Source organism: Bordetella genomosp. 4 (assembly GCF_002261185.1).
Classification (GTDB): Bacteria; Pseudomonadota; Gammaproteobacteria; order Burkholderiales; family Burkholderiaceae_B; genus Bordetella_A.
Genome location: NZ_NEVQ01000013.1, coordinates 217,824 through 238,477 on the forward strand (window position 1 = coordinate 217,824; position 20,654 = coordinate 238,477).

General features: G+C 59.4%; 17 protein-coding genes. 10 read left to right on the forward strand and 7 right to left on the reverse strand.

Annotated elements, in window-relative coordinates:
* The first annotated feature begins 71 nt into the window (after positions 1 to 71).
* The 3 genes from CAL20_RS11280 (at position 72) to CAL20_RS11290 (ending at position 2,420) form a co-directional block, all read left to right on the forward strand.
* Positions 72 to 1,457, forward strand: a complete 1,386-nt coding sequence (locus tag CAL20_RS11280; protein WP_094837905.1) for an NYN domain-containing protein — start codon at positions 72 to 74, stop codon at positions 1,455 to 1,457.
* An 88-nt stretch (positions 1,458 to 1,545) separates the two neighbouring features.
* Entirely contained in the window at positions 1,546 to 2,025 is a 480-nt protein-coding gene (locus CAL20_RS11285; RefSeq protein WP_094837906.1) for a hypothetical protein, read from the forward strand.
* A gap of 215 nt (positions 2,026 to 2,240) precedes the next feature.
* Positions 2,241 to 2,420, forward strand: coding sequence for a hypothetical protein (locus CAL20_RS11290; protein ID WP_094821088.1), 180 nt, complete (start codon positions 2,241 to 2,243; stop codon positions 2,418 to 2,420).
* A gap of 27 nt (positions 2,421 to 2,447) precedes the next feature.
* Here the strand turns inward: CAL20_RS11290 and CAL20_RS11295 are convergent, their stop codons facing one another.
* A complete protein-coding gene (locus CAL20_RS11295) occupies positions 2,448 to 3,311 on the reverse strand; it encodes a c-type cytochrome (protein WP_094837907.1) in 864 nt (287 codons plus the stop codon).
* A gap of 12 nt (positions 3,312 to 3,323) precedes the next feature.
* Complete coding sequence (locus CAL20_RS11300) at positions 3,324 to 3,728, reverse strand: c-type cytochrome (protein WP_094821090.1); 405 nt, start codon at positions 3,726 to 3,728, stop codon at positions 3,324 to 3,326.
* A 117-nt stretch (positions 3,729 to 3,845) separates the two neighbouring features.
* Here CAL20_RS11300 and coxB point away from each other — a divergent pair, with 117 nt between their 5' ends.
* Genes coxB through CAL20_RS11315 form a run of 3 tightly spaced genes read left to right on the forward strand, consistent with a single transcriptional unit; the run spans position 3,846 to position 7,738 of the window.
* A complete protein-coding gene (coxB, locus tag CAL20_RS11305) occupies positions 3,846 to 4,838 on the forward strand; it encodes a cytochrome c oxidase subunit II (RefSeq protein ID WP_094838371.1) in 993 nt (330 codons plus the stop codon).
* Positions 4,835 to 7,384: a cytochrome c oxidase subunit I gene (gene ctaD / locus CAL20_RS11310; protein WP_094821092.1), complete on the forward strand. Its 2,550-nt coding sequence runs from the start codon at positions 4,835 to 4,837 to the stop codon at positions 7,382 to 7,384. Before coxB ends, ctaD begins: the two co-directional genes overlap by 4 nt.
* A 6-nt stretch (positions 7,385 to 7,390) precedes the next feature.
* A complete protein-coding gene (locus tag CAL20_RS11315; protein WP_094821093.1) occupies positions 7,391 to 7,738 on the forward strand; it encodes a hypothetical protein in 348 nt (115 codons plus the stop codon).
* 62 nt (positions 7,739 to 7,800) lie between these two features.
* On the opposite strand, the gene CAL20_RS11320 is transcribed toward CAL20_RS11315, so the two are convergent.
* Positions 7,801 to 9,795, reverse strand: a complete 1,995-nt coding sequence (locus tag CAL20_RS11320; protein WP_176456493.1) for an acid phosphatase — start codon at positions 9,793 to 9,795, stop codon at positions 7,801 to 7,803.
* 209 nt (positions 9,796 to 10,004) lie between these two features.
* On the opposite strand from CAL20_RS11320, the gene CAL20_RS11325 reads away from it, so the two are divergent.
* Positions 10,005 to 10,652 (forward strand): glutathione S-transferase family protein, encoded by a 648-nt coding sequence (locus CAL20_RS11325; RefSeq protein WP_094821094.1) that lies wholly within the window; start codon positions 10,005 to 10,007, stop codon positions 10,650 to 10,652.
* 1,422 nt (positions 10,653 to 12,074) lie between these two features.
* On the opposite strand, the gene CAL20_RS11335 is transcribed toward CAL20_RS11325, so the two are convergent.
* Positions 12,075 to 14,303 carry an NADP-dependent isocitrate dehydrogenase gene (locus CAL20_RS11335; protein WP_094838372.1) on the reverse strand — a complete coding sequence of 743 codons (2,229 nt, stop codon included), beginning with the start codon at positions 14,301 to 14,303 and terminating at the stop codon, positions 12,075 to 12,077.
* Between the two features lie 340 nt (positions 14,304 to 14,643).
* Positions 14,644 to 15,045 carry a YkvA family protein gene (locus tag CAL20_RS11340; RefSeq protein ID WP_094837908.1) on the reverse strand — a complete coding sequence of 134 codons (402 nt, stop codon included), beginning with the start codon at positions 15,043 to 15,045 and terminating at the stop codon, positions 14,644 to 14,646.
* 89 nt (positions 15,046 to 15,134) lie between these two features.
* Here CAL20_RS11340 and ku point away from each other — a divergent pair, with 89 nt between their 5' ends.
* Genes ku through CAL20_RS11355 form a run of 3 tightly spaced genes read left to right on the forward strand, consistent with a single transcriptional unit; the run spans position 15,135 to position 18,919 of the window.
* On the forward strand, positions 15,135 to 16,070 hold the full coding sequence (gene ku, locus CAL20_RS11345) for a non-homologous end joining protein Ku (protein WP_094837909.1): 936 nt from the start codon (positions 15,135 to 15,137) through the stop codon (positions 16,068 to 16,070).
* 2 nt (positions 16,071 to 16,072) lie between these two features.
* Entirely contained in the window at positions 16,073 to 18,622 is a 2,550-nt protein-coding gene (gene ligD / locus CAL20_RS11350) for a DNA ligase D (RefSeq protein WP_094837910.1), read from the forward strand.
* A 39-nt stretch (positions 18,623 to 18,661) separates the two neighbouring features.
* The gene (locus tag CAL20_RS11355) at positions 18,662 to 18,919 is read left to right on the forward strand and encodes a DUF1488 family protein (protein WP_094837911.1); all 258 of its coding nucleotides are present in this window, start codon (positions 18,662 to 18,664) and stop codon (positions 18,917 to 18,919) included.
* 32 nt (positions 18,920 to 18,951) lie between these two features.
* On the opposite strand, the gene CAL20_RS11360 is transcribed toward CAL20_RS11355, so the two are convergent.
* Positions 18,952 to 20,055, reverse strand: a complete 1,104-nt coding sequence (locus CAL20_RS11360) for an FUSC family protein (RefSeq protein ID WP_256981447.1) — start codon at positions 20,053 to 20,055, stop codon at positions 18,952 to 18,954.
* Positions 20,056 to 20,354: 299 nt separating this feature from the next.
* Positions 20,355 to 20,642 (reverse strand): hypothetical protein, encoded by a 288-nt coding sequence (locus tag CAL20_RS11365; RefSeq protein WP_094821108.1) that lies wholly within the window; start codon positions 20,640 to 20,642, stop codon positions 20,355 to 20,357.
* Positions 20,643 to 20,654: the final 12 nt, after the last annotated feature.

Here is a 20,654-nt window from a genome sequence, read left to right on the forward strand (position 1 = left end):
GGCTATGCCGCCGGCATGTCAAAATAGCGGCTACCTCTGCGCCATTGACATGAGGTGCACTAGGAGAGCTTGTGAATAATTCCAATGAAAGCGTCAGCATGGCGCTTTTCTGCGACTTCGAGAACGTCGCGCTCGGCGTGCGTGACACGAAGTACCAGAAATTCGATATTCGCCCCGTGCTGGAGCGGCTGCTGCTCAAAGGCAGCATCGTCGTCAAGAAAGCCTATTGCGACTGGGATCGTTACAAGGAATTCAAGTCTCCGATGCACGAGGCGAATTTCGAGTTGATCGAGATTCCGCATTTGCGGCAGTCGGGGAAGAATTCCGCCGACATCCGCCTGGTCGTGGACGCGCTGGACTTTTGCTATACGAAGTCGCACGTCGATACCTTTGTGATTATCAGCGGGGACTCCGATTTTTCGCCCTTGGTTTCAAAACTGAGGGAAAACAACAAAAAGGTCATCGGCGTGGGCGTCAAGCAGTCCACGTCCGACCTGCTGGTCGCCAATTGTGACGAGTTCATTTTCTATGACGATCTCGCCAGAGAAGGCCTGCGCAAGGCGGAGTCCCGGCGAGACAATCGGGGCGCATCCAGCTCAGGCCAGCGCCGTACCCCAGAAGAAGAGCGCAAACGGAAAGAAGAGCAGGAGCTGCGCAAGACGCAAGCGGTCGAGATGGTGGTCGAGACGTTCGAGGCCCTGATGGCCGAGCGCGGGGATAGCGGCAAGATCTGGGCGTCCGTGCTCAAAGACGCGCTCAAACGCCGCCGGCCCGATTTCAACGAATCGTATTATGGCTTTCGCGCCTTTGGAAACTTGCTGGATGAGGCGCAATCGCGCGGGTTTCTGGAGGTCGGCCGCGAGGAAAACTCCAGCGCCTATGTGTATCGCAGCCGCGCAGGGGCGCCTGCCGCTGTACAGGATGAGCCCCGTGCCAAATCAACGCGCAGAACTCGGGGCGGGCGTAGAGCCGAAGGCGCGGGCAAGGAAACTGCACAGCAGCAGCCCATTCAGCCCGCCGATCAGAATCGTGTGTTCATTGATGTCGATGCCGGCCATCAGGAACGTACTGTTGACGAGCCCGGCGCGCCGTTGATCGAGCAGCCGAAATATCCCGATGTCCTGGAGCCGCGAGCATCAGCCGAGCCAAATGGCGGTGACGCTGCGGCGGCCGCCTCGGCACTGCCGGAGGATTCTGGCAAGAGGGAGCCCGCCGCTGCGAAACGCAGCCGCCCCCGAACTCGTCGCGCCAGCAAGGGCACCGAGTCGGGAGAATCGGTGCCTCAGGACAACGTGCACTCGGAGGTTATTGCTCCCGACACCGGCGTCGTGTCGCCAACTGAGAGTGAGTCTGCCGCGCCCGCATCAGACCCCCCCAAAAAAGCCGTGCGTAAGACTGCTCGCAGCACCACGACACGGACTCGCCGTCCTCGCAAGACTGCGAACTCAGAGTCTTGAACGGCGGAGCGAGGCAGAGTATGTTGCGCACGGCAGGAACGACGCTTGCTCAGAGGTGTGGCCTCAATATCCGAGCAAGGAATCTGTCATGCCATCTGCCCCTCTCGCTGCCTACTGGGATCGCGATGCCGCGGTTCAAGCCGTACGCTTGGCGCGGCCGATGTTGGACGCCGCGTTGTCTGATGCAGGCGTAGGAGAAAGCGGTTTTTTACACGTGGTGGTCATGAACCCCTTGGCCAAGCCCGGCGGGTGCGATTTTGCCGATGCGATCCTGTATGAGGAAAGCATAGGCAATCCGGAAGAATGGGACGCGGACTATGGCGCGTTTGCGCGAGGCAAGGCGAGGCTCAGCTGGCGCACGGGTTTGCCCAGCCACGAAGTCGTAGCGTTAAAGCCGCATTTGTTGCAGGCGAAAGACGGCACCGTGTGGGGTAGCGTCTGCCTCGACGGCATTGTGGTGGGCGTGAGCGGCGCCAACCCATGGTTCGACGAGGCATTTGCGACGGCGGTCGCGGCGCTGTTCAAGGCGGTCGTGCATGGACGGCGCGATGAGGAAATGGTCCCTTAGTTCAGGCAAGCGACGCGTCCCACATACACGTTCCGTCCCCCGTACACCGTCAAGATATGAGGCCGGCTACGGGTAGCACTGGCTGCCCGGGTTTCGGCCATACCCGCCGGTAAAAAGTACAGGGATGGCGCGAGCTGGCGCTGGCATTCGTCCACCGCGGCATCTGGCATGGCACTTGCGAGATGCCGGGTCCCAACCCAATAAGGACATTGACGATGAAGCAGCCACAAAGTAAGCCTAATCCGTCCGAGGACGATACGGCGCGCGAAGCGCAAAGCAGCCATCGCGATACACAGAATCGCAGCAAGAAAGAAGGCCACGCCACGCAGATCGGGACAGGCCAGGATCAACAGAGCCAGCGCAACAGAGGGTCCGGCGCCCGGAGCAAACCTTAATGATTGGGCACTGGCAATGTCTGTTGTCTATGGGGAGTCGGACAAGGTGGTGAGGAATGCCGCGATGTCGCGCGCATCCTGATCGCTGATCCCCAAATCAGGCATTGCCGTGCCAGGTTTGATCGTGGTTGGCGCCATCAACCATAGCCGCATGTTTTCGGCATTATTGGGCAGCACGCCAGCAATGAAGGGCCGGGCGGCAATACCGCCTAGTGAGGGGCCTACGTGGTGAGACGCGCCAGCCACATCGGGAATGACATGGCAGGTGGCGCAGAGATATTGCTCTAGCGCTTGACGCCCTGCGGTGGCATCGCCGAGCCGTACTGTGTTGGTCGGCGCGGAGGCAGACGACGCGGACCGGGGCAATCTAGCCGTCGAACTCTCGTCCCATTGCCGGTAATCCACCGCCGACAAGGTCGGCAATATCCGCATGAATGCCACCACATCCCACATTTGGGTATCCGTCAGCCGGTATTTCCAGGCTGGCATGCCGGTCATCTTGATTCCCTCCCGGATAATCCAGAAAATTTCCGTCGCCGGACGTTCGCGGGCGCTGGCGACCAAGGATGCGGGAGCGGGATTCAGGCCCAACGCATAGGGCGCTGGAGCCGCACCGGGCGCGCCGTGACATTGAACACAGTGCGTACGGAATAATTCAAATCCATTTTTAATACGCGCCTCACCACTCAGATCCGGCTCTTGGATCTGTTCGGCGCGCACGGCGACCGAACGCGCCAGGCCTATATCCAACAACCGATGAACCAGCTTCGTATGCGGTTGGGTGGCGCTGACGTCGTACCAGCCTGTATAGACCAATAGGCCAGCGGCCAGCGCGCCGCACAAGGCCAATCCGGCAAAGGTAAGGACGACAACGCGTATGCAGCTTTTCATGTTTACCGTTGCTCAGGGTAACGAGATTAAGAAGGCGGCAATGTCCTCGGCTTGCGCCACGCTCAATCCCGTATTCGGCATGGCGGTTCGAGGGTTGACCGCGGGCGGGTCCAGCAACCACTGCACCAGGTTGGCCGGGGTGTTGGGCAGCAAACCGCTCAGATAGGCTCGGCGACGCATGTCATTCAAGGGAGGGCCGACCGTGGACACGGGGGCGCGGATCTGCGGTACGGCATGACAGGCGATGCAGCCTTTCTCGGCGATCAGCCGGCGGCCTCGATCTGGATCGGCCTGATTCAACAGGCGAGCCGCAGAGGCGTCCTGAGTCAGCGGCGGCTTGGCGTCGCCGCAGGCCGCCAGGCCACTCAATCCGAGGATCGCCAGCAAAAAGAGAGGGGTGCGGCCGGGCTCGCGCAAAGTCTTTCGCTCCTGATCCTGATGGCCATACCGGGGCGCAAGTTTCGTACCTGGGCCGGGTACGGCGCATGCTCCACGATCAGTCCCTGCTATTTACGCGCCGATTCTGCCTACTACATGTCTGGTGCCGCTCACTTTCTGGTGTTCGCCGTCTGGTCCGCTTTAACGTGGCGGTCGCTGGCGCGAGCGCAAGCGGCACGCGGCGAGCAGCCATCCAGTGAAGCCGCGATCCGGACCGCCGAACTCGGGGATGTGCTCTTCGCAGGGGCAGCCATCATTTTTGTGGCGATGGCGGTACTGATCGCCTTTGCCGTATTCGGTCCGGCGCGCATTCGCGACCGGCTGTCGCGCCCCGCGATCATCTACTTCGCCGGCATTGCCTTTCCAGTGATCGTGTTGACCGTATTGCTGTCCTATACCCTGGGCGTGCCAGGATCGATGAAACGGGAGGCGGCGCCACGCCTGCAGATCGAAGTCGTCGGCGAAATCTGGTGGTGGCGCGTGCGTTATCAGGACGCCTCGGGTTCGCTATGGTTCGAAACCGCCAATGAAATCCGTATTCCAGCGGGCGTACCCGTGGATATGGTGCTCAAGTCGGACAACGTCATTCATAGCTTCTGGGCGCCGGAGCTGGGCGGCAAACTGGACATGATCCCTGGCCACGTCAACCGCATGACGGTGCAGGCAGAGGAACCGGGCGTGTTCCACGGCGTATGTGCTGAATACTGCGGGGCGCAGCACGCGAAGATGCGTTTCTCGGTGCACGCATTGGCGCCGGAGGCGTTCGACGCTTGGTTGTCTGCGCAACGTCGCCCCGCCAGAGAGGCCGGGCCGGAGCTGCAACCGGGGGCCGAGCGGTTTGTCCAGGCCTGTGCTGCCTGCCATACCGTGCGCGGTACGGCCGCCGCGGGGACCTCAGGGCCAGACCTGACTCATGTGGGCAGCCGTTCATCGCTCGCTGCGGGGACCTTGCCGAATAACGTCGGGGCATTGGCGGGATGGATCGCCGCCAGCCAGCGCATCAAGCCAGGCAATCCCATGCCGTCATTCGATCACTGGTCGGGCGAGGAATTACGCGCCGTGGCCACTTATTTGCAGAGCCTGAAATGACGACACCTGTTCCAGTATCCACGCCATCGCAGTCTCTGCCGAATCCGCTTCCCCGTCCTCCAGGGGAGCTCGAGCTATTGGAGCAAGTCTGGCGGCGCCCGAGTGGAGTCAGATCGCTGACGGTCGTCAACAACACCCACATAGGCGTGCTCTATATCGGTACGGCGCTGCTGTTTTTTGTGCTGGCCGGGGTGTTGGCGCTGCTTATGCGCGCACAGTTGGCCGTGCCGGAAAGCGGACTGATCAGTCACGAGCTGTACAACCAGCTGTTCACCATGCACGGGACAGTGATGATGTTTCTGTTCGCGGTGCCGGCAGTCGAAGCGGTAGCCGTGCTGCTCCTGCCCAACATGCTGGGCGCGCGCGACCTGCCGTTTCCCCGGTTGTCGGCCTATGCGTATTGGGCCTATGCCGTAGGCGGCGTGGTGTTTTTCTGCAGTTTGTTTGCAGGCCTCGCGCCGGATGGCGGGTGGTTCATGTACCCGCCGCTCACCAGTACGCAGTATTCGCCCGCGGTCAATGCCGATTTGTGGCTGCTGGGAATAGGGTTTATCGAGATATCGGCTATTGCCGGTGCCGTGGAGTTGGCGGTGGGCATTCTCCGCACGCGCGCGCCCGGGATGTCGCTGGAAAAAATGCCTATTTTCGCGTGGGTGATGTTGGTATTCAGCGGAATGGTCATCGTCGCCTTTCCAGCGGTGATCGTGGCCACGGCATTACTGGAGTTGGAGCGTGCATTTGATATGCCGTTCTTTATCGCCGAGCGCGGCGGCGACCCGCTGCTGTGGCAGCATTTGTTCTGGTTCTTTGGCCATCCCGAGGTCTACATCATTTTTCTGCCGGCGGCCGGAATGGTGTCGATGATCATTCCTGCTATGACGGGTACGCCGTTGATCGGCTACCGTCTGGTGGTATTGGCGATCATAGGTACGGCGTTCCTCAGTTTTGGATTGTGGGTGCATCACATGTATGCCACGGGTATTCCACCGCTGTCCCTGAGCTTTGCCTCAGCAGCGAGCATGGCGGTGTCCGTACCCACCGCGATTCAGGTATTTGCATGGATCGCCACGATCGCTGCCGCCGTGCGCCTGCGGCCGATCAAGACGCCCATGCTGTTCATCCTGGGTTTCTTTTTCATTTTCATATTGGGCGGGCTGACCGGCGTCATGGTGGCGGTCATTCCCTTTGATATGCAAGTGCATGACACGTACTTCATCGTCGCGCATCTGCATTACGTCTTGTTTGGGGGCATGGTGTTCCCTTTGTTTGCGGCCTTTTATTACTGGATGCCGTTCGTCAGTAGGCGGGCACTGTCCGAACGCCTCGGCCGCTGGGCATTCTGGTTGATGTTCGTCGGCTTCAATGTGGCGTTTTTCCCCATGCATCTGACGGGGTTGGCGGGGATGCCGCGCCGCGTCTACACCTATGCAGAGAGTCAAGGTTGGGGAACACTCAATATGGTGTCGACGATTGGCGCATACCTGATCGGCGCCGGGGTGTTGGTGTTTCTATGGGATCTGGTGCGTAACTTCCGACCCAGCAGCGAGCACAATGCGGGCAACGTATGGAATGCAGGCACACTCGAGTGGCTGCCCTCGGCGAATCACGGGCTGCGCAGCATTCCTGTCGTTACCACACGTGAACCGCTATGGGACCAGCCGGGCATCGATGAGGATGTGGCGGCGGGGCGCTACTTTCTGCCCAATGCGCCTGCAGGACTGCGTTCGACGTTAGTGACAAACGCACTGGATGCCAGGCCCGAGTATGTGTTGCCATTGCCGGGGCCAGGATGGTCGCCGTTCGTGGCGGCGCTAGGGACGGCGGGCTTTTTTCTGTTGCTGACTTTCAAACTGACTTTGCCCGCCGGGGTCTGCGGTGTGCTGGCGATTGCGGCTATATGGCGCTGGCTATGGGACGCAGATAGGGCGCCTGACATTCCACCCGTCAGCATCGGGGCAGGCATTCGACTGCCCATGGGGTGTTCAGGCCGGGCGTCTCATGCCTGGTGGGCCATGATGATGCTGATCATTGTGTGCCTCAGTATTTTTGGTGCGTTGATTTTTGCTTATCTGTTTTTATGGGTCACGTCCCCAGAGGTCTGGCCTTCTGCTGCCGCGCTTTTGCCGCTCGCGTGGCCCGGGTTGTCTGCCGTTCTGCTCGTGGGGGCGTGCGCCGTAGCGATACATGCCGCGCGAAAGCTGAGTCGAGGGGGAGTAGGGGCGTTGAAGGGCTATCTGCCCTTGGGTATGGTGCTATTGATAGCAGCGAGCGCCTTGGATCTGTATACCTACTGGCAACAGGGCCTGCGGCCTCAGGAATCGGCCTATGCAGCCGTTGTGTTTGCCCTGATCGGCCTGCAAGCCACATTCATTGTGTTGACCTGCTTGATGGGGATATTCACGGTCGCGCGGCTATTGGCAGGCAGGTTGAGCGCCGCACGGCGAGCGTGTGTCGATTCGACCTTGATTATCTGGCACTACACGGTGGCGCAGGGTTTGATCAGTCTGGGAATCATTCATGGTTTTCCACGACTGGCAGCGGGGTAGCTGGCCATGCGAACGAGATTTTGGGTCGAACTGTTATTCCTGATCGCTGGTCCGGTGATCTGGCTGGTGCATTATCTGTTCATTTATATCGTCAATGCGCTGCACTGCGCCCGTCCGCAATCCTGGCTGGGCACGGTTTGGATGGCGCTGCCGATTTCGTCTTGGGTCATTCTGTGTGCCAGTGCCTTGGCATTAAGCGCAATGACGTGGGCCGCGATACGCCAGCATCAACGTATCGCGGCCTATGGGTTGCCGAAGTTTCATGCCAAACTGACCATTGCATTGTGTCTGTTGTCCGGACTGGCCGTCGTCTGGCAAACCTTGCCGGTTTTTATGGTTTCTGAATGCCGATGACATGGTTGGGGCAATCAGCGACGCGATGCAAATGTCGCGCACCGCGTCGCCGTCGCGGCGGATCAGGCCTCGGAATCCAAGTGCACTTGGACGGTCCCCGTGCCGTAAGTCACCGTGGCTTTGAAGCCGTCGACGCTCACGCTATCAAATTGGCCGTGAAGGCCTTTGGCATTGAGCACCGTCAGTGTTTGGCCTGCCGCAGGGGTGTAGCCTTCGGCGAACTCAACCTGCAGCGTACCGCCTAATGCGGCGACGCCTGCCACGGAGAGTTGGCCTGCGTTTTCGCTCCCCAGATTGACCGACAACGTACCGGAACCCAGTTGAGTGTAGGTACCTTTCACTTGCACGGCGTTCTTGGCGTTGACCTCCAACGTACCGCCATCGATATAGACGGCACCGGCGCCCAACGCAGATTCCGAGTCTGCGCGTAGCGTGCCTTCCGAAATTTCGGTGCCGCCGCTGTACTCGTTTGCCCCGGCCAATGCCAGGGTGCCGCTGCCTTTCTTGGTCAGCTTCCCTTCGCCAGTGATGTCGTTACGCCAGCTGTCCATGGCGTTGAAGCCGCCCTGGCTGGCATCCATGGTCACGGTGACGTCGCCGTTGAATGCACCATAGCCGTCGGCAGCCGCGAACAGGTTCAGGCGGCCGTAGCCTTCTTCATCATCCAGCACGGGATAACCAGCGGGCACGGCCGTGGTCTTGAGTACGACGCGGCGTTGATCAGCGCTGAGATAGGGCAGGCGAGTTTCCAGCACAACCTCGGCGCCCTTGGGCACGACGGCGTCGCTATCTGCATCGCTGGTGCGCTCGAAATCCCAGGTCAGGCGATAGCGATAGGTCTGTGCATTCGCTGCATGATCGGCAAAGCGGTCTGCCGACACGTCTTGCGAATGGGCGAAGTCGTAGAAGTCTTCTTCGGTCGCTGCGCCGACGGCAGCTTGCAGCGTGTCGTGGGCCTGTGTAAAGGCTGCCTGGCGGACTCCCGAGTCGCTGTTGTAGATGTTGGCCACTGCCGAGGCGGTGCCCAGGATACGGCCGCCCGTCACATCCAGCGGCGAGTGCATGCCGGCCATGATGCGGTTGTAGCCCAGCTCCATGCTGCGCGCGATCATCTCCTGGAAACGTTCGGGCACGAGGTAGGCCATGGCGATGGCATTGCGCACAGCTTCCGCCGTATGTCCGCTCGGATATCCGCCATCAGTGGCCGGCGTGCTGCTTTTGGCGGTTTCCAGCGAGGGTGCGATGATGACATCGCTGCTCCAACGCCACGGACGTCCGTATTTATAAAAACGCTTGCCGGGTTCGGTCGAGGCGTCGGCGCCCATGCTCTGTACAAAAGTGATGACGGTGCCGAACGAGGGGTTGGCATCACCCGCCACGCCGGTGTTATTGCCTGAGTCGTTCAGGTTGGTGGTATAGGCCTCGGCGGGGATAGAGGTGGCACCCGCAAACGTCGAGGTCTGCTGCGCCGCAGTACGCCAGTAGTCCGTCAACGGCCCCATGCCGTCGGTGACGCTGTAGTTTTTGCCACGGCGGTCATCGAGATAGGCGGCGAGTTCCTGCGCGGCCGTACGGTTTTGCGTGGTGCGTGCAGAGAACGCAATGTTTTCGGCATGAACGGCGGCATTGAGGACCTTGCCATCGGTCGCGTCTCCGGGAGTGCCGCTCCAGTCCGATGCGTCAAAGCCGGTGCATCCGTTGCTGCCTTCGGCGGATACACCCGCGTCAACGAGGCGGGTGCTGGGCTCCCAGACTTTCAAAAAGCCCTGCAATACGCGCACGCCCGCATTGGTTTCAATCGTGGCGTGGCAAGCATCGCCACGCACATTGGTCGCTGCAGTGTCGACAAAATATTGAATGCCCGAGGGCAGCGGCGCGCTGTCTTCGTATCCGAGACCAGCCGGTGCAGCAGGAACAACATAGTCGCCGCCGGAAGCGACATCGTCGTCATCATCGCTGCCACTGCCGCAGGCGGACAAGGCCATCATGACTGCGAGGGTGGTCAGACGCAGCGCGAGAACGGGGAACGGACGAGAATAAGGGAGTTTGGCGTGCATGGCGCTTATCAACGGTTGAAAAGCCCGCCATGCTAAGAATCAATTGTGTAGCCTTGATGACGCTTCGTTGCACCTAGCCTATATGCCCTCGGCAACGAGGCCTTATCTCGATCATTGACCCCGTGCTGGCCTTGCCATATGCTCGGATACCGCGTTCCGTAGGCGGCCCAGGGGGCTGCTGATCCCATCTGACAATCAACGACAGAATCGTGACGAAACTTTTTTATCATCCCGGCAATGCCAGCATGGCACCGCATTGCGTGCTCGAAGAAATCGGAAAACCGTTTGAGCTCGCCTTTGTCGATCGCGCCCACAATGCGCATAAATCTGCGGATTATCTCCAGCTCAATCCGAATGGCCTCATTCCCGTGCTGGTCGATGGCGATCTGGTGCTATACGAAACGGCCGCAATCTGTCTGCATTTGGCCGATACCCACCCGGACAAAAAACTGGCGCCCGAATTGGGCACGTCTGAGCGCGCGCAGTTCTATAAATGGCTGATGTGGCTGACCAATACGCTGCAGAGCACGCTGCTCGGCTATTTCTATCCGGAACGATGGGTGGACGAGGGCAACACTGAAGGCGCTGCACAAATCAAGGCTCACGCGGAAACGAAGGTCAATGGTCTTGTGGACCAGATAGAGGCGCATTTGGCAGCCGCCAAAGGTCCATGGTTCCTTGGCGAACAGTTCTCTATCCTGGATCCCTACGTCCTGATGCTGTGCCGCTGGACCCGAGGCTTTACGCGCCCGGCCCGCAATCTGCCGCACATCGGCCGCTATCTGGAACGCGTACTGGCCCGCCCGGCGGTGCAACGCGCACTACAGGCCGAAGGGCTGCAAGCGCCGTGGGTGTAGGCGTCGGCGCGAAGATTCTACGGAAACGGGCCACACCGTGCCAGAGACAGCGCGGAGGGAGGCGTTCGAGTGAGTGTGACGCTCTTAGGGGCGATAACACATTCAGTCAGAGCCTGCTATTTCGCGCGCCTGTCTTAATCTGTACCTGCGCCAGCTCTCGCGCTCGCAGAGTCTTCCATCTAGGGCAAACAGTAGGAAAAGGCATCCCCAGGTTCCTATGTCTGCCGAGGCGTACCATGTTGCAGCGGCAATGATGGTCAAGCCCACAACAAGGAAAATAACGTTAAGCACACGATTGGGCACACCCAAAGAGCTCGTGATCGGATCTCGAAAAGCGTGCATTAAACTCATACATACATGTATAACAATACTCATGGAGATCCACATTGAAATAGCCGGTATAACTGCCATGACTACTGGACTCTCCCCATATTGCGCTGATGCAAGGCAGATGGTCACGCCGATAGCGTAGACGATTAGCCTCTCTCGGTAGACGAGCCGCGTATCACGCAATTTACCCATCGATCAATATTCCTTCTGAAATTTTGCTGTGATAAGCGTACGGATGCTATTTACTTAAAAATAGGTAGGACTCAGTGAACAAAGCATATAGAGATAATCAGGACACCAGATTCTGCATAATGCCCTGATTACATCAACCTGCTGTAGCTCTTCCTATGCTGACAATCAATGGCGGGAACGCGATGACTGGCCGAGTGCGTTACAACCTTGTCTAGTAGCAACCCCGGCGGCGCCTCCTAATAGTGGGTTCCCGGTCAGTCCTCCTGCGATAGTTCCAGCACCTGCGCCGACCATGAAACAACCCAAGCCTACACCTGAGTTTTGACTCCAAACTAGTTTGCCGGAGCGGTCTTTCAAGTGAATGTCGGTCGAACCATCGCGTTGACGGACGAAATCAACATGGAACCCGGCATCGTTGCCCGGCCGTGGGGGCTCAAAGCGCTGCTGTAACTCTCCTCCTGCTACATCGGAGAGTTCCGAGAGGCTGATTGGTCTCATACGTCTTCCTCAATAAAGTAGAACCCGAACAACAACCTTGAACGGGTGAGAACGGATAGTGACCTTGAAACCTTGGCATGCCACGAAGGTTTGACACGCGCTGTATTGGACGTCGGTGCATAGCCGCTGCAAGAACACTGCTTCACACTCTATGCCGTTGACAATATGACGTTTCAAAAGCGATCCATGTGGCCCCAAAATCGGATCGTTTCAATGTCAAACGAAATTGAAATGTGAGCCGCCGCGACACGATTCTGTCGTGGGCACAGAATGACAAAGGCCTGAATCCGGCTAACGCCAGATTCAGGCCTTCTATGACCAGTAGCATTGCGCTGACAAACGGGCCTCATGGTCGCCGACCCGTTTGCAGGGGGAGGTGAGTTTCCCCTTTGATTGGCTGGATCAGCCGATCGAGGACAGGACCTGATTCAGCGTGGCGCTGGGGCGCATCGCGGCGCTGGCCTTGGCTTCGTTGGGCTGGTAATAGCCGCCGATGTCCACGGGCTTGCCTTGAGCGGCTTTCAGCTCGTTCAGGATCTTGGTTTCGAACTCGCCAAACGCGGCCGCCGGAGCCTTGAACTGCTGGGCCAACTCGGCATCCTCGGTCTGCGAGGCCAGGGCTTCAGCCCAGTACATCGCCAGGTAGAAGTGGCTGCCACGGTTGTCCAGGCCACCGACTTTGCGTGCCGGCGACTTGTTGTTGTCGAGGAACTTCGACGTGGCCTGGTCCAACGCACGAGCCAACACGCTGGCGCGCGGGTTGTTATAGGCGCGGCCCAGGTGATCCAGCGATTCGGCCAGCGCCATGAATTCGCCCAGCGAATCCCAACGCAGGAAGCCTTCTTCGACGAACTGCTGCACGTGCTTGGGCGCAGAGCCGCCTGCACCGGTTTCGAACAGCTGGCCGCCGGCCATCAACGGCACGATGGACAACATCTTGGCGCTGGTGCCCAGTTCCATGATGGGGAACAAGTCGGTCAGGTAGTCGCGCAGCACGTTGCCGGTCACCGAGATGGTGTCCTTGCCGGCGCGGATGCGTTCCAGCGAAAAACGGGTCGCTTGGACCGGGTCGAAAATATGCAGTTCCAGGCCCTTGGTGTCGTGGTCGGCCAGGTATTTCTTGACCTTGACGATCAGTTGGGCGTCGTGGGCGCGCTTTTCGTCCAGCCAGAAGACCGCGGGCGTCTTGGTCAGGCGGGCGCGGGTGACGGCCAGCTTGACCCAGTCTTGTACCGCGGCGTCCTTGGTCTGGCACATGCGCCAGAGATCGCCGGCCTGAACGGCATGCTCGAGCAACACGGTGCCGGCTGTGTCAGTCACGCGCACGGTGCCGTCGGCGGGAATCACGAACGTCTTGTTGTGCGAACCGTATTCCTCGGCAGCCTGAGCCATCAGGCCGACGTTGGGCACGCTGCCCATGGTCACGGGATCGAAAGCGCCGCGGGCCTTGCAGTCGTCGATGACGGCTTGGTAGACACCGGCGTAGCAGCGGTCCGGAATGACAGCCTTGGCGTCTTGCAGTTCGCCGGCGGCGTTCCACATTTTGCCGGAATCACGGATCATGGCCGGCATCGATGCGTCGACGATCACATCGCTGGGCACGTGCAGGTTGGTGATGCCGCGATCGGAGTTCACCATGGCCAAGGCGGGCAGATCCTTGTAGGCGGCGTCGATGTCGGCCTTGATGGCGGCTTGTTGAGCCTCGGGCAGGGCGGTGATCTTCGCGTACAGGTCGCCGATCCCGTTGTTGGGGTCGAAACCGACTTGTTTCAGCGCGTCGGCATGGCGAGCCAGCACGTCTTGGTAGAACACGGACACCACGTGGCCAAAGATGACGGGGTCGGAGACCTTCATCATGGTGGCTTTCAGGTGGACCGAGAACAGCACGCCCTTGGCCTTGGCGTCGGCGATCTGGGCTTGCAGGAAGCTGCGCAGCTTGGCGGTGGACAGCACCGACGCGTCGATGATTTCACCGACCTTGACCGGGGTCTTGTCCTTGAGCACCGTTTTGGTGCCATCGGCGGCGGTCAGCTCGATCTTGACGTCGCCAGCGGTCGCCACGGTGGTCGACTTTTCGCTGCCGTAGAAGTCGCCGTCATCCATATGGCTGACGTGCGATTTGGAATCAGCGGTCCACGCGCCCATCTTGTGGGGATGCTTGCGTGCGTAGTTCTTGACCGACAGGGGGGCGCGGCGGTCGGAGTTGCCCTCGCGCAGCACCGGGTTCACGGCACTGCCCTTGACCTTGTCGTAGCGCGCTTTCACGTCGCGCTCGGTGTCGTTGGCGGGCTCGTCCGGATAATCCGGCAGCTTGTAGCCTTGGGCTTGCAGTTCCTTGATGGCAGCTTTCAACTGGGGCATCGAGGCGCTGATATTGGGCAATTTGATGATGTTGGCGTCGGGGGTGACGGCCAGCGCACCCAGCTCGGCCAATGCGTCACCGATTTTCTGGCTATCGTCCAGATAGTCGGGGAACACGGCAATAATGCGGCCAGCCAGCGAAATATCGCGGGTTTCGACCGTAATGCCTGCGGATTTAGCGAAAGACTGAACGATGGGCAGCAACGAACGGGTAGCGAGCGCCGGAGCTTCGTCAGTGAGGGTATAGATAATCTTCGGAGTTAGAGCCATAGTCTTCGTTTTTGCCCGGGCGCCAGGCGCCATCCGGACATGCGTTGCCGGACACCGTTGCCGATGTCATCGTAGGGTGGGTGAAACGGGAGGGCGCACCAGGCGTCTGCCCGTCATGCCGGTAATCCCCCCGTTATGGACTGCTTTGGGTAGGTATTGCCGCCATGAAGACTCTATTGTAATCCCGACAAGGGCAAAAGTGGTGAAAGTCTTATAGAAGACTTGCATATTTTTGAGTTTGAGTCTTATATAAGACCAAGGCTGACCGGCTCCCGCTCGGCTAGGTGTGGGCGAATGAGACCCTAATACGCGAGATGGCGGCATATCTTCGATTTTGCATTCAGGCCGCCCACCACTGCCATGCTGCGATCAATAGGACGATCCATACTGCCACGATGACCACCGCTGCGGTCCAATTGCGAGGCTTGGGCTCGTTTGCCTGCATTCGAGCGTCTGCCTGAGCCCGGCATTCATGCAGCACATCACTCGGCAAAAGCTTGACTGCCAGCCAAATCAGGCCCGGTAATAAGATCACATCGTCGAGATATCCCAGCACAGGGATGAAATCCGGGATCAGGTCGATGGGGCTGAGCGCATAGGCGACGGCAAATACGCCCAAAGCCTTGGCATACCAGGGCGTGTGCGGATGCCGGGCGGCAAACCATAGCGTCAAGCCGTCGCGCTTGATACGCTTGGCCCATGCTCTCAGACCAGTATTCAAAGGGGGAGCCGGGGCAGGCATGATACTTGCTTGGCCTTGGTGCAAACCCTGAGGGCATTCGGTAGATGGGTTGGACAGTTTACTGGTTTCACTGCCTTGGAGAATCGCTTATGGCCACACGCACCATCTGGAAGGGTGCCATCACGTTCGGTCTCGTCCATATTCCGGTCGGCTTGCATACGGCGACCACCGAATCGGGCGTGGACTTCGACTGGCTGGACCGGCGTTCGATGGATCCTGTGGGATACAAGCGCATCAACAAACGAACCGGAAAAGAGATCCAATCCAAAGATATCGTGAAGGGCGTCGAGTACGAGGATGGTCAATACGTCATCGTCTCGCCTGACGAGATCTCGGAAGCCTATCCGCGCACGACGCAGACCATAGAAATTCAGCAGTTCGTCCGAGCAGAGGAGGTGTCGTTCGTCTTTCTGGAGCGTCCGTACTACGTCGCGCCTATCAACAAAGGCCATAAGGTGTATGCGCTATTGCGCGACACATTGGTCAAGACAGGAAAGATCGGGATCGCCAAAGTGGTGATCCAGACAAAACAGCATCTGGCGGCGCTGATCCCATCCGGGGATGCGCTGGTGTTGAACCTGATGCGCTGGGGCGACGAGGTGAAATCGCCGGACGGGCTGGATCTGCCAAAGACCGGAGCCAAAAGCATGTCGCCCAGTGCATCCGAACTGAAGATGGCGAAAATGCTGGTCGACGAGATGTCCGAGGAATGGAATCCGGAGCAATACCAGGATGAGTTCAAGTCGGCCATCATGCATCTGGTGCAACAAAAGGTGAAGGCCGGCAAAACTGAGACCGTCATCGAGCCGCAAGAGGAGGCGCCCGCCTATGCAGATAATGTCATTGACTTGACGGAGTTGCTGCAACGCAGTCTGGGGCGGGGCGGCTCTGCGAAAACATCGCGCGGCAAGGCTGCCTCTGGCGGGGCAAAAAAAACAACCCGCAAATCCCCGGCAAAGAAAGCCTCGGCGAGCAAAACTGCGACGGCTAAAAAACGCGGCAAACCGGCGCGAAAGGCAGCCTGATCATGGTGGACAGTCTGAAAAAATACCGCGAGAAACGAAATTTCTCGGTGACCCCGGAGCCCTCCGGCGGTGGAGATTCCAACGACGAGGGGCTGGTATTCGTCATTCAGAAACACTGGGCAAGCCGTCTGCACTACGATTTCCGGCTGGAACTCAACGGCACCATGAAAAGCTGGGCGGTTCCCAAAGGGCCTTCTTTTGATCCCTCGGTAAAGCGCATGGCGGTACAAGTCGAGGATCACCCCATTGCGTACAACCAGTTCGAGGGGACCATACCGAAAGGCCAATACGGCGCCGGCAAAGTCATCATCTGGGACGAGGGACATTGGAGCCCGATCGGCGATCCTCGGCGGGGTTACCAGTCAGGACACCTGAAGTTCGAGCTGCTAGGCAAGAAGATGCGCGGCCGATGGGCGCTCGTGCGATTCAAAAACAAAGCGTCAGAGCGGCAGCCACCGTGGCTATTGATCAAAGAAAAAGACGAGTACGCCCGATCCGAATCCGAGTTCAGTGTGGTGGACGAAATGCCGGACAGTGTGGTGCCGTTGCGTGACCAGAAACCGGCCGCAGCATCATCAGGCAAGCGGAATTCCAAAAGTGATGTCTCTTCTGCGTCTGACGAAACCGCCTTGCCCGGCAGGGCAGCGAAACTCCCCACGCAGATGAAACCGCAACTGGCCACGCTGGTGGACGCCGTGCCACGCGGTGCGCAGGATTGGCTGTATGAGATGAAATTCGACGGATACCGGATTCTGGCCAGGATAGAGGGTGCAGAGGTAAAGCTATTCACGCGCAACGGACACGACTGGAGCGCCAAAATGCCGCATCTGGTGCGCGAGTTCAGCGAGCTGCAGCGCGATACCGGTTTTGGCAACGCATGGGTGGATGGTGAGATCGTTGTGTTGTCCAGCGAGGGCATTCCCAGTTTTCAATCCCTGCAGAACGCCTTTGACACAGAGCGTACCAAGGACATCGTCTTCTATGCATTTGACCTGCCTTATATCGCAGGCCGCGACATCAGCAGCGAGCCGCTCACGCTGCGCCGTCAGTTGCTGCATCAGTTAGTCAGCAAATCCAAAAAAGGCTCTCCTCTGCGATTCAGTGAGGCTTTTGAAAAGCCAGTGTCGGATTTGGTCGCCTCGGCCTGCAAGCTTGGCCTCGAAGGTGTGATTGGCAAGCGGCCGTCGGCGCCGTATGTCTCGCGGCGCTCGGACGATTGGATCAAGGTCAAGTGCGGGCGGCGGCAGGAGTTCGTGATCGTCGGCTATACCTTGCCAAAGGGCGGACGAGCGGGATTCGGTGCGCTGCTGCTGGCCGTCCACGGCCGTGATGGAGGCCTGCGGTATGCCGGCAAGGTAGGAACGGGGTTCGACGATCATCTGTTGCGCGAGCTGCATCAGAAACTCGAGCGTATCGAACAGTCGAGCCCCGCAATTACCGAAGGACGGCCTCCAGGGGGCAGAGATATCCGGTGGGTGCAGCCCAAGCTGGTCTGCGAAGTATCGTTTGCCCAATGGACCCATGGCGGTCATGTGCGCCATGCGACGTTCAAGGGATTGCGTACGGACAAGCCGGCTGATGAGATCGTGCGAGAAAAACCTGTACCGGCAGAGAAAGTCGCCAACAAACCAGACGGACGACGCACCAGGCGGGCGCAGAGCGATGCCCCCTCTGCCAAAGCACTGAAACTATCGCACCCTGAACGGGTGATCGACCCGTCGTCCGGCCTGACAAAACTGGACCTGGCACGCTATTACGCGCTGGTGGCGCCTTTGATGATGGAACATCTGCAGCGGCGGCCTGTGTCGTTCATGAGGATGCCGGCAGGCATACAGGGAGAGCAATTTTTTCAGAAGCATTCCGATGCGGACATTACGGGCGTGACGATGCTGCCCGAGCGATTGCAACCCGGACATCCTCCGCTGATGGAGATCGCCAAGGCCGAGGGCATTCTGGCAGCGGCGCAATTGAACGTCGTCGAGTTTCACACCTGGAACGCGATTAAAACCGCCATCACCAAACCGGATCGCATGGTATTGGACCTGGATCCAGGAGAAGGAATGTCATGGAAAGGCGTGCAGCAGGGCGCAGAATTGGTCCGCGTCCTGATGCACGAACTGGGTCTGCAGAGCTGGCTGAAAACCAGCGGAGGAAAGGGCCTGCACATTGTTGTACCGATCCGCAGGCAGTACGACTGGGACACGGTAAAGGATTTCTCGGCAGCGATCGTGCGTCATCTGGCCCGCACGATACCCCAGCTGTTTGTCGCCAAGAGCGGCCCGCGCAATCGGGTAGGAAAGATCTTTGCGGACTATCTGCGAAACGGCTTTGGCAGCACGACCGTGGCGGCATGGTCCGCGCGAGGCAGGCCGGGACTGCCGATTTCGGTGCCTGTGACGTGGGACGAACTGAGCTCGCTGAAAAGCTCGGCGCAATGGACGATCGCTACCGTCCATGAACGGCTGGATGTGGGAAATGATCCCTGGGCCGACTATGCCCCGCAAGGCATCGCCCAGGCGATGAAGGCGCTCGGTTTCGATCCGTCACGATAGGGATACGGGCAAGGCAACACGATATAAGGAGCGTTCACGATGAAATTCACAAAAGCTACCGGTGCGAAAGCGCAAGGCGATGCCGTGACATTCAATATGGAAATCTCTGGCGTCACGCGGCAGTTCGAGATATCGGGAGACGTATTGCGTCGAAAATTCGGCGCGGTCGACGACAACGCGATCGAGCTGCTACAAGCCTTTGAGCGCGGGGCAGATGCCATACGAGAGGCAACTCACCGCGTTCGCTCAACACCCACAGATGGCCGCGTGCTATTGGGAGCAGGGGATTTCGACTAAGGGCCAGGTGGGGCATGTGCCATGCGGCAGGCCTATGCATCCTTTTCGGCTGCTTCTAAGCAACTGCACAGTCTATCCAGCTCCAGCGCTACTTCATGCCATACCCAGCGGATCAGCTCGACGGCCTCCAGTTCCGCGGCATCAAAAGCGTTCTCCCGCATGGCGCTTTCCACGATCCGGTTCAGGCGGTTGAAGGGCTCGCTGGTATGACAGGCGGGGGGTTCGGCGTCCCGGTCGCGCACCGCGCGGGCCAAGCCGGCGATTTGATCCTTTGCTGCCGCGGCCAACTGGTCCAGCGCCGGACCGAGGCGTTGACAGATATTGTCGGACAGCTCCAGCCCGCCCACGCGCTTCATCAGTGGAACCGTACGCCATAATCCCTCGAGGTCATTGATCAGCGGGTGCGCCGTATGGCGTTTCCAGAAAGACATGGGGAATGCGTGCGATTGATACGCCATATCGTTGGCGCGCCAACGCGCGTGCTCCATGGCGGGCCTGTCGCTCACATCGGGACGCAACCGCCCCTCGTTCATGGCGGCTGCCCAATCGACAAGCAGGTCGCCGTATATCTCGATCGATTTCGCCAGATTGGATCGCATACTGAGATGGGCAGACAAGGGCAGCACGGCGACGGACGCGACAACGCCGGACAGCGAACCGATGACAATCGCCAAGGACTTGTTATAGGCGCCGCTGAGGATATCGTTGTCGGGCGCCACGGTGAGAATAGTGACCGTGACCAGGCTGTAACTGAGCGTGTTCCAACGCGCCGACAAGTAGGCCCCAATGCCGACGCCGATCAGAATGCTTCCGAGCGGCGACATCGATGTGCTGCGCGATATGAGCACGAGTGAAACGCCCAACGCCACCCCGATGAATGCGCCCATGAGGCGCGCCGCCGCTTCGCTCACCGTACCTTCGACGCTGGCGCGGACCACGAACAGTGCGGAAAATGCGCCCCACGCGATTTCGGGATAGCCTTTCCAGGTCATCCAGGCGTAGGCCAACAGTACCGCGGCGATATTCTGCAACGGCAGACGAATGCCGTCGCGTGTGAGGGCCGAGCGGCCGGCGTTGGCATAGGTGAGGATGCGGGAGCATGATTGAATCCAGTTGCGGGGCAAGGGGATAGGCACGGGTCACCGGAACAAGCAAATCAGGTCAAGGCTTCATTTCCGCAATATTCATGCCGCGTTCGGTCCTATCGGGCCAGGCACAACGCTTGCGCTGATTTATTCATCGTGCCGGGATCTTGCCCGCTGTGCTGAGGCCTTTCGAGGGGCGGTGCGCCGCGCGGCAGACTGCGACGCACCACCGATAACGGATTGGAGAATGTCATGGGTCCAAAGACTAAACGTGTGCTTACTATCACCGCAATCGTTGTCGCGTTCGCAGTATTGGTGTCATTGGTACCCTGGTAGAAAACCGCACGTGATCAGTCTTCGTCCTCGCCTCCTAAAGAACGGCCGGATGCCGGGGGCAGCCCGCCGTTGCGCGTTGGATCGGCCGGCGCGCGTGATATGCCGGCATGATCGGCATTGACCTCTTGATCGGTGTCTATATCGCGGCCCACATCATCGTCCTGAAGGCTGGGAGGTTCGGCGGAGGCGCGCTCGCCAGTACCCGCAGCATCACTATCGGCCGTTTCCGTGGGCCGGTCATTGGCTGAGTCCGATGAATCACTAGGTCCGTAAGGGTCTCGAGACGTGGCTGGTGCGTTCATGGTCTATCTCCA

Coding starts and splice junctions, on each gene's coding strand:
- CAL20_RS11285 (WP_094837906.1), top strand. CDS start 1,546: ATGCCATCTGCCCCTCTCGCTGCCTACTGGGATCGCGATGCCGCGGTT.
- CAL20_RS11290 (WP_094821088.1), top strand. CDS start 2,241: ATGAAGCAGCCACAAAGTAAGCCTAATCCGTCCGAGGACGATACGGCG.
- CAL20_RS11295 (WP_094837907.1), bottom strand. CDS start 3,311: ATGAAAAGCTGCATACGCGTTGTCGTCCTTACCTTTGCCGGATTGGCC.
- coxB (WP_094838371.1), top strand. CDS start 3,846: ATGTCTGGTGCCGCTCACTTTCTGGTGTTCGCCGTCTGGTCCGCTTTA.
- ctaD (WP_094821092.1), top strand. CDS start 4,835: ATGACGACACCTGTTCCAGTATCCACGCCATCGCAGTCTCTGCCGAAT.
- CAL20_RS11315 (WP_094821093.1), top strand. CDS start 7,391: ATGCGAACGAGATTTTGGGTCGAACTGTTATTCCTGATCGCTGGTCCG.
- CAL20_RS11320 (WP_176456493.1), bottom strand. CDS start 9,795: ATGCACGCCAAACTCCCTTATTCTCGTCCGTTCCCCGTTCTCGCGCTG.
- CAL20_RS11335 (WP_094838372.1), bottom strand. CDS start 14,303: ATGGCTCTAACTCCGAAGATTATCTATACCCTCACTGACGAAGCTCCG.
- CAL20_RS11340 (WP_094837908.1), bottom strand. CDS start 15,045: ATGCCTGCCCCGGCTCCCCCTTTGAATACTGGTCTGAGAGCATGGGCC.
- ku (WP_094837909.1), top strand. CDS start 15,135: ATGGCCACACGCACCATCTGGAAGGGTGCCATCACGTTCGGTCTCGTC.
- ligD (WP_094837910.1), top strand. CDS start 16,073: ATGGTGGACAGTCTGAAAAAATACCGCGAGAAACGAAATTTCTCGGTG.
- CAL20_RS11355 (WP_094837911.1), top strand. CDS start 18,662: ATGAAATTCACAAAAGCTACCGGTGCGAAAGCGCAAGGCGATGCCGTG.
- CAL20_RS11365 (WP_094821108.1), bottom strand. CDS start 20,642: ATGAACGCACCAGCCACGTCTCGAGACCCTTACGGACCTAGTGATTCA.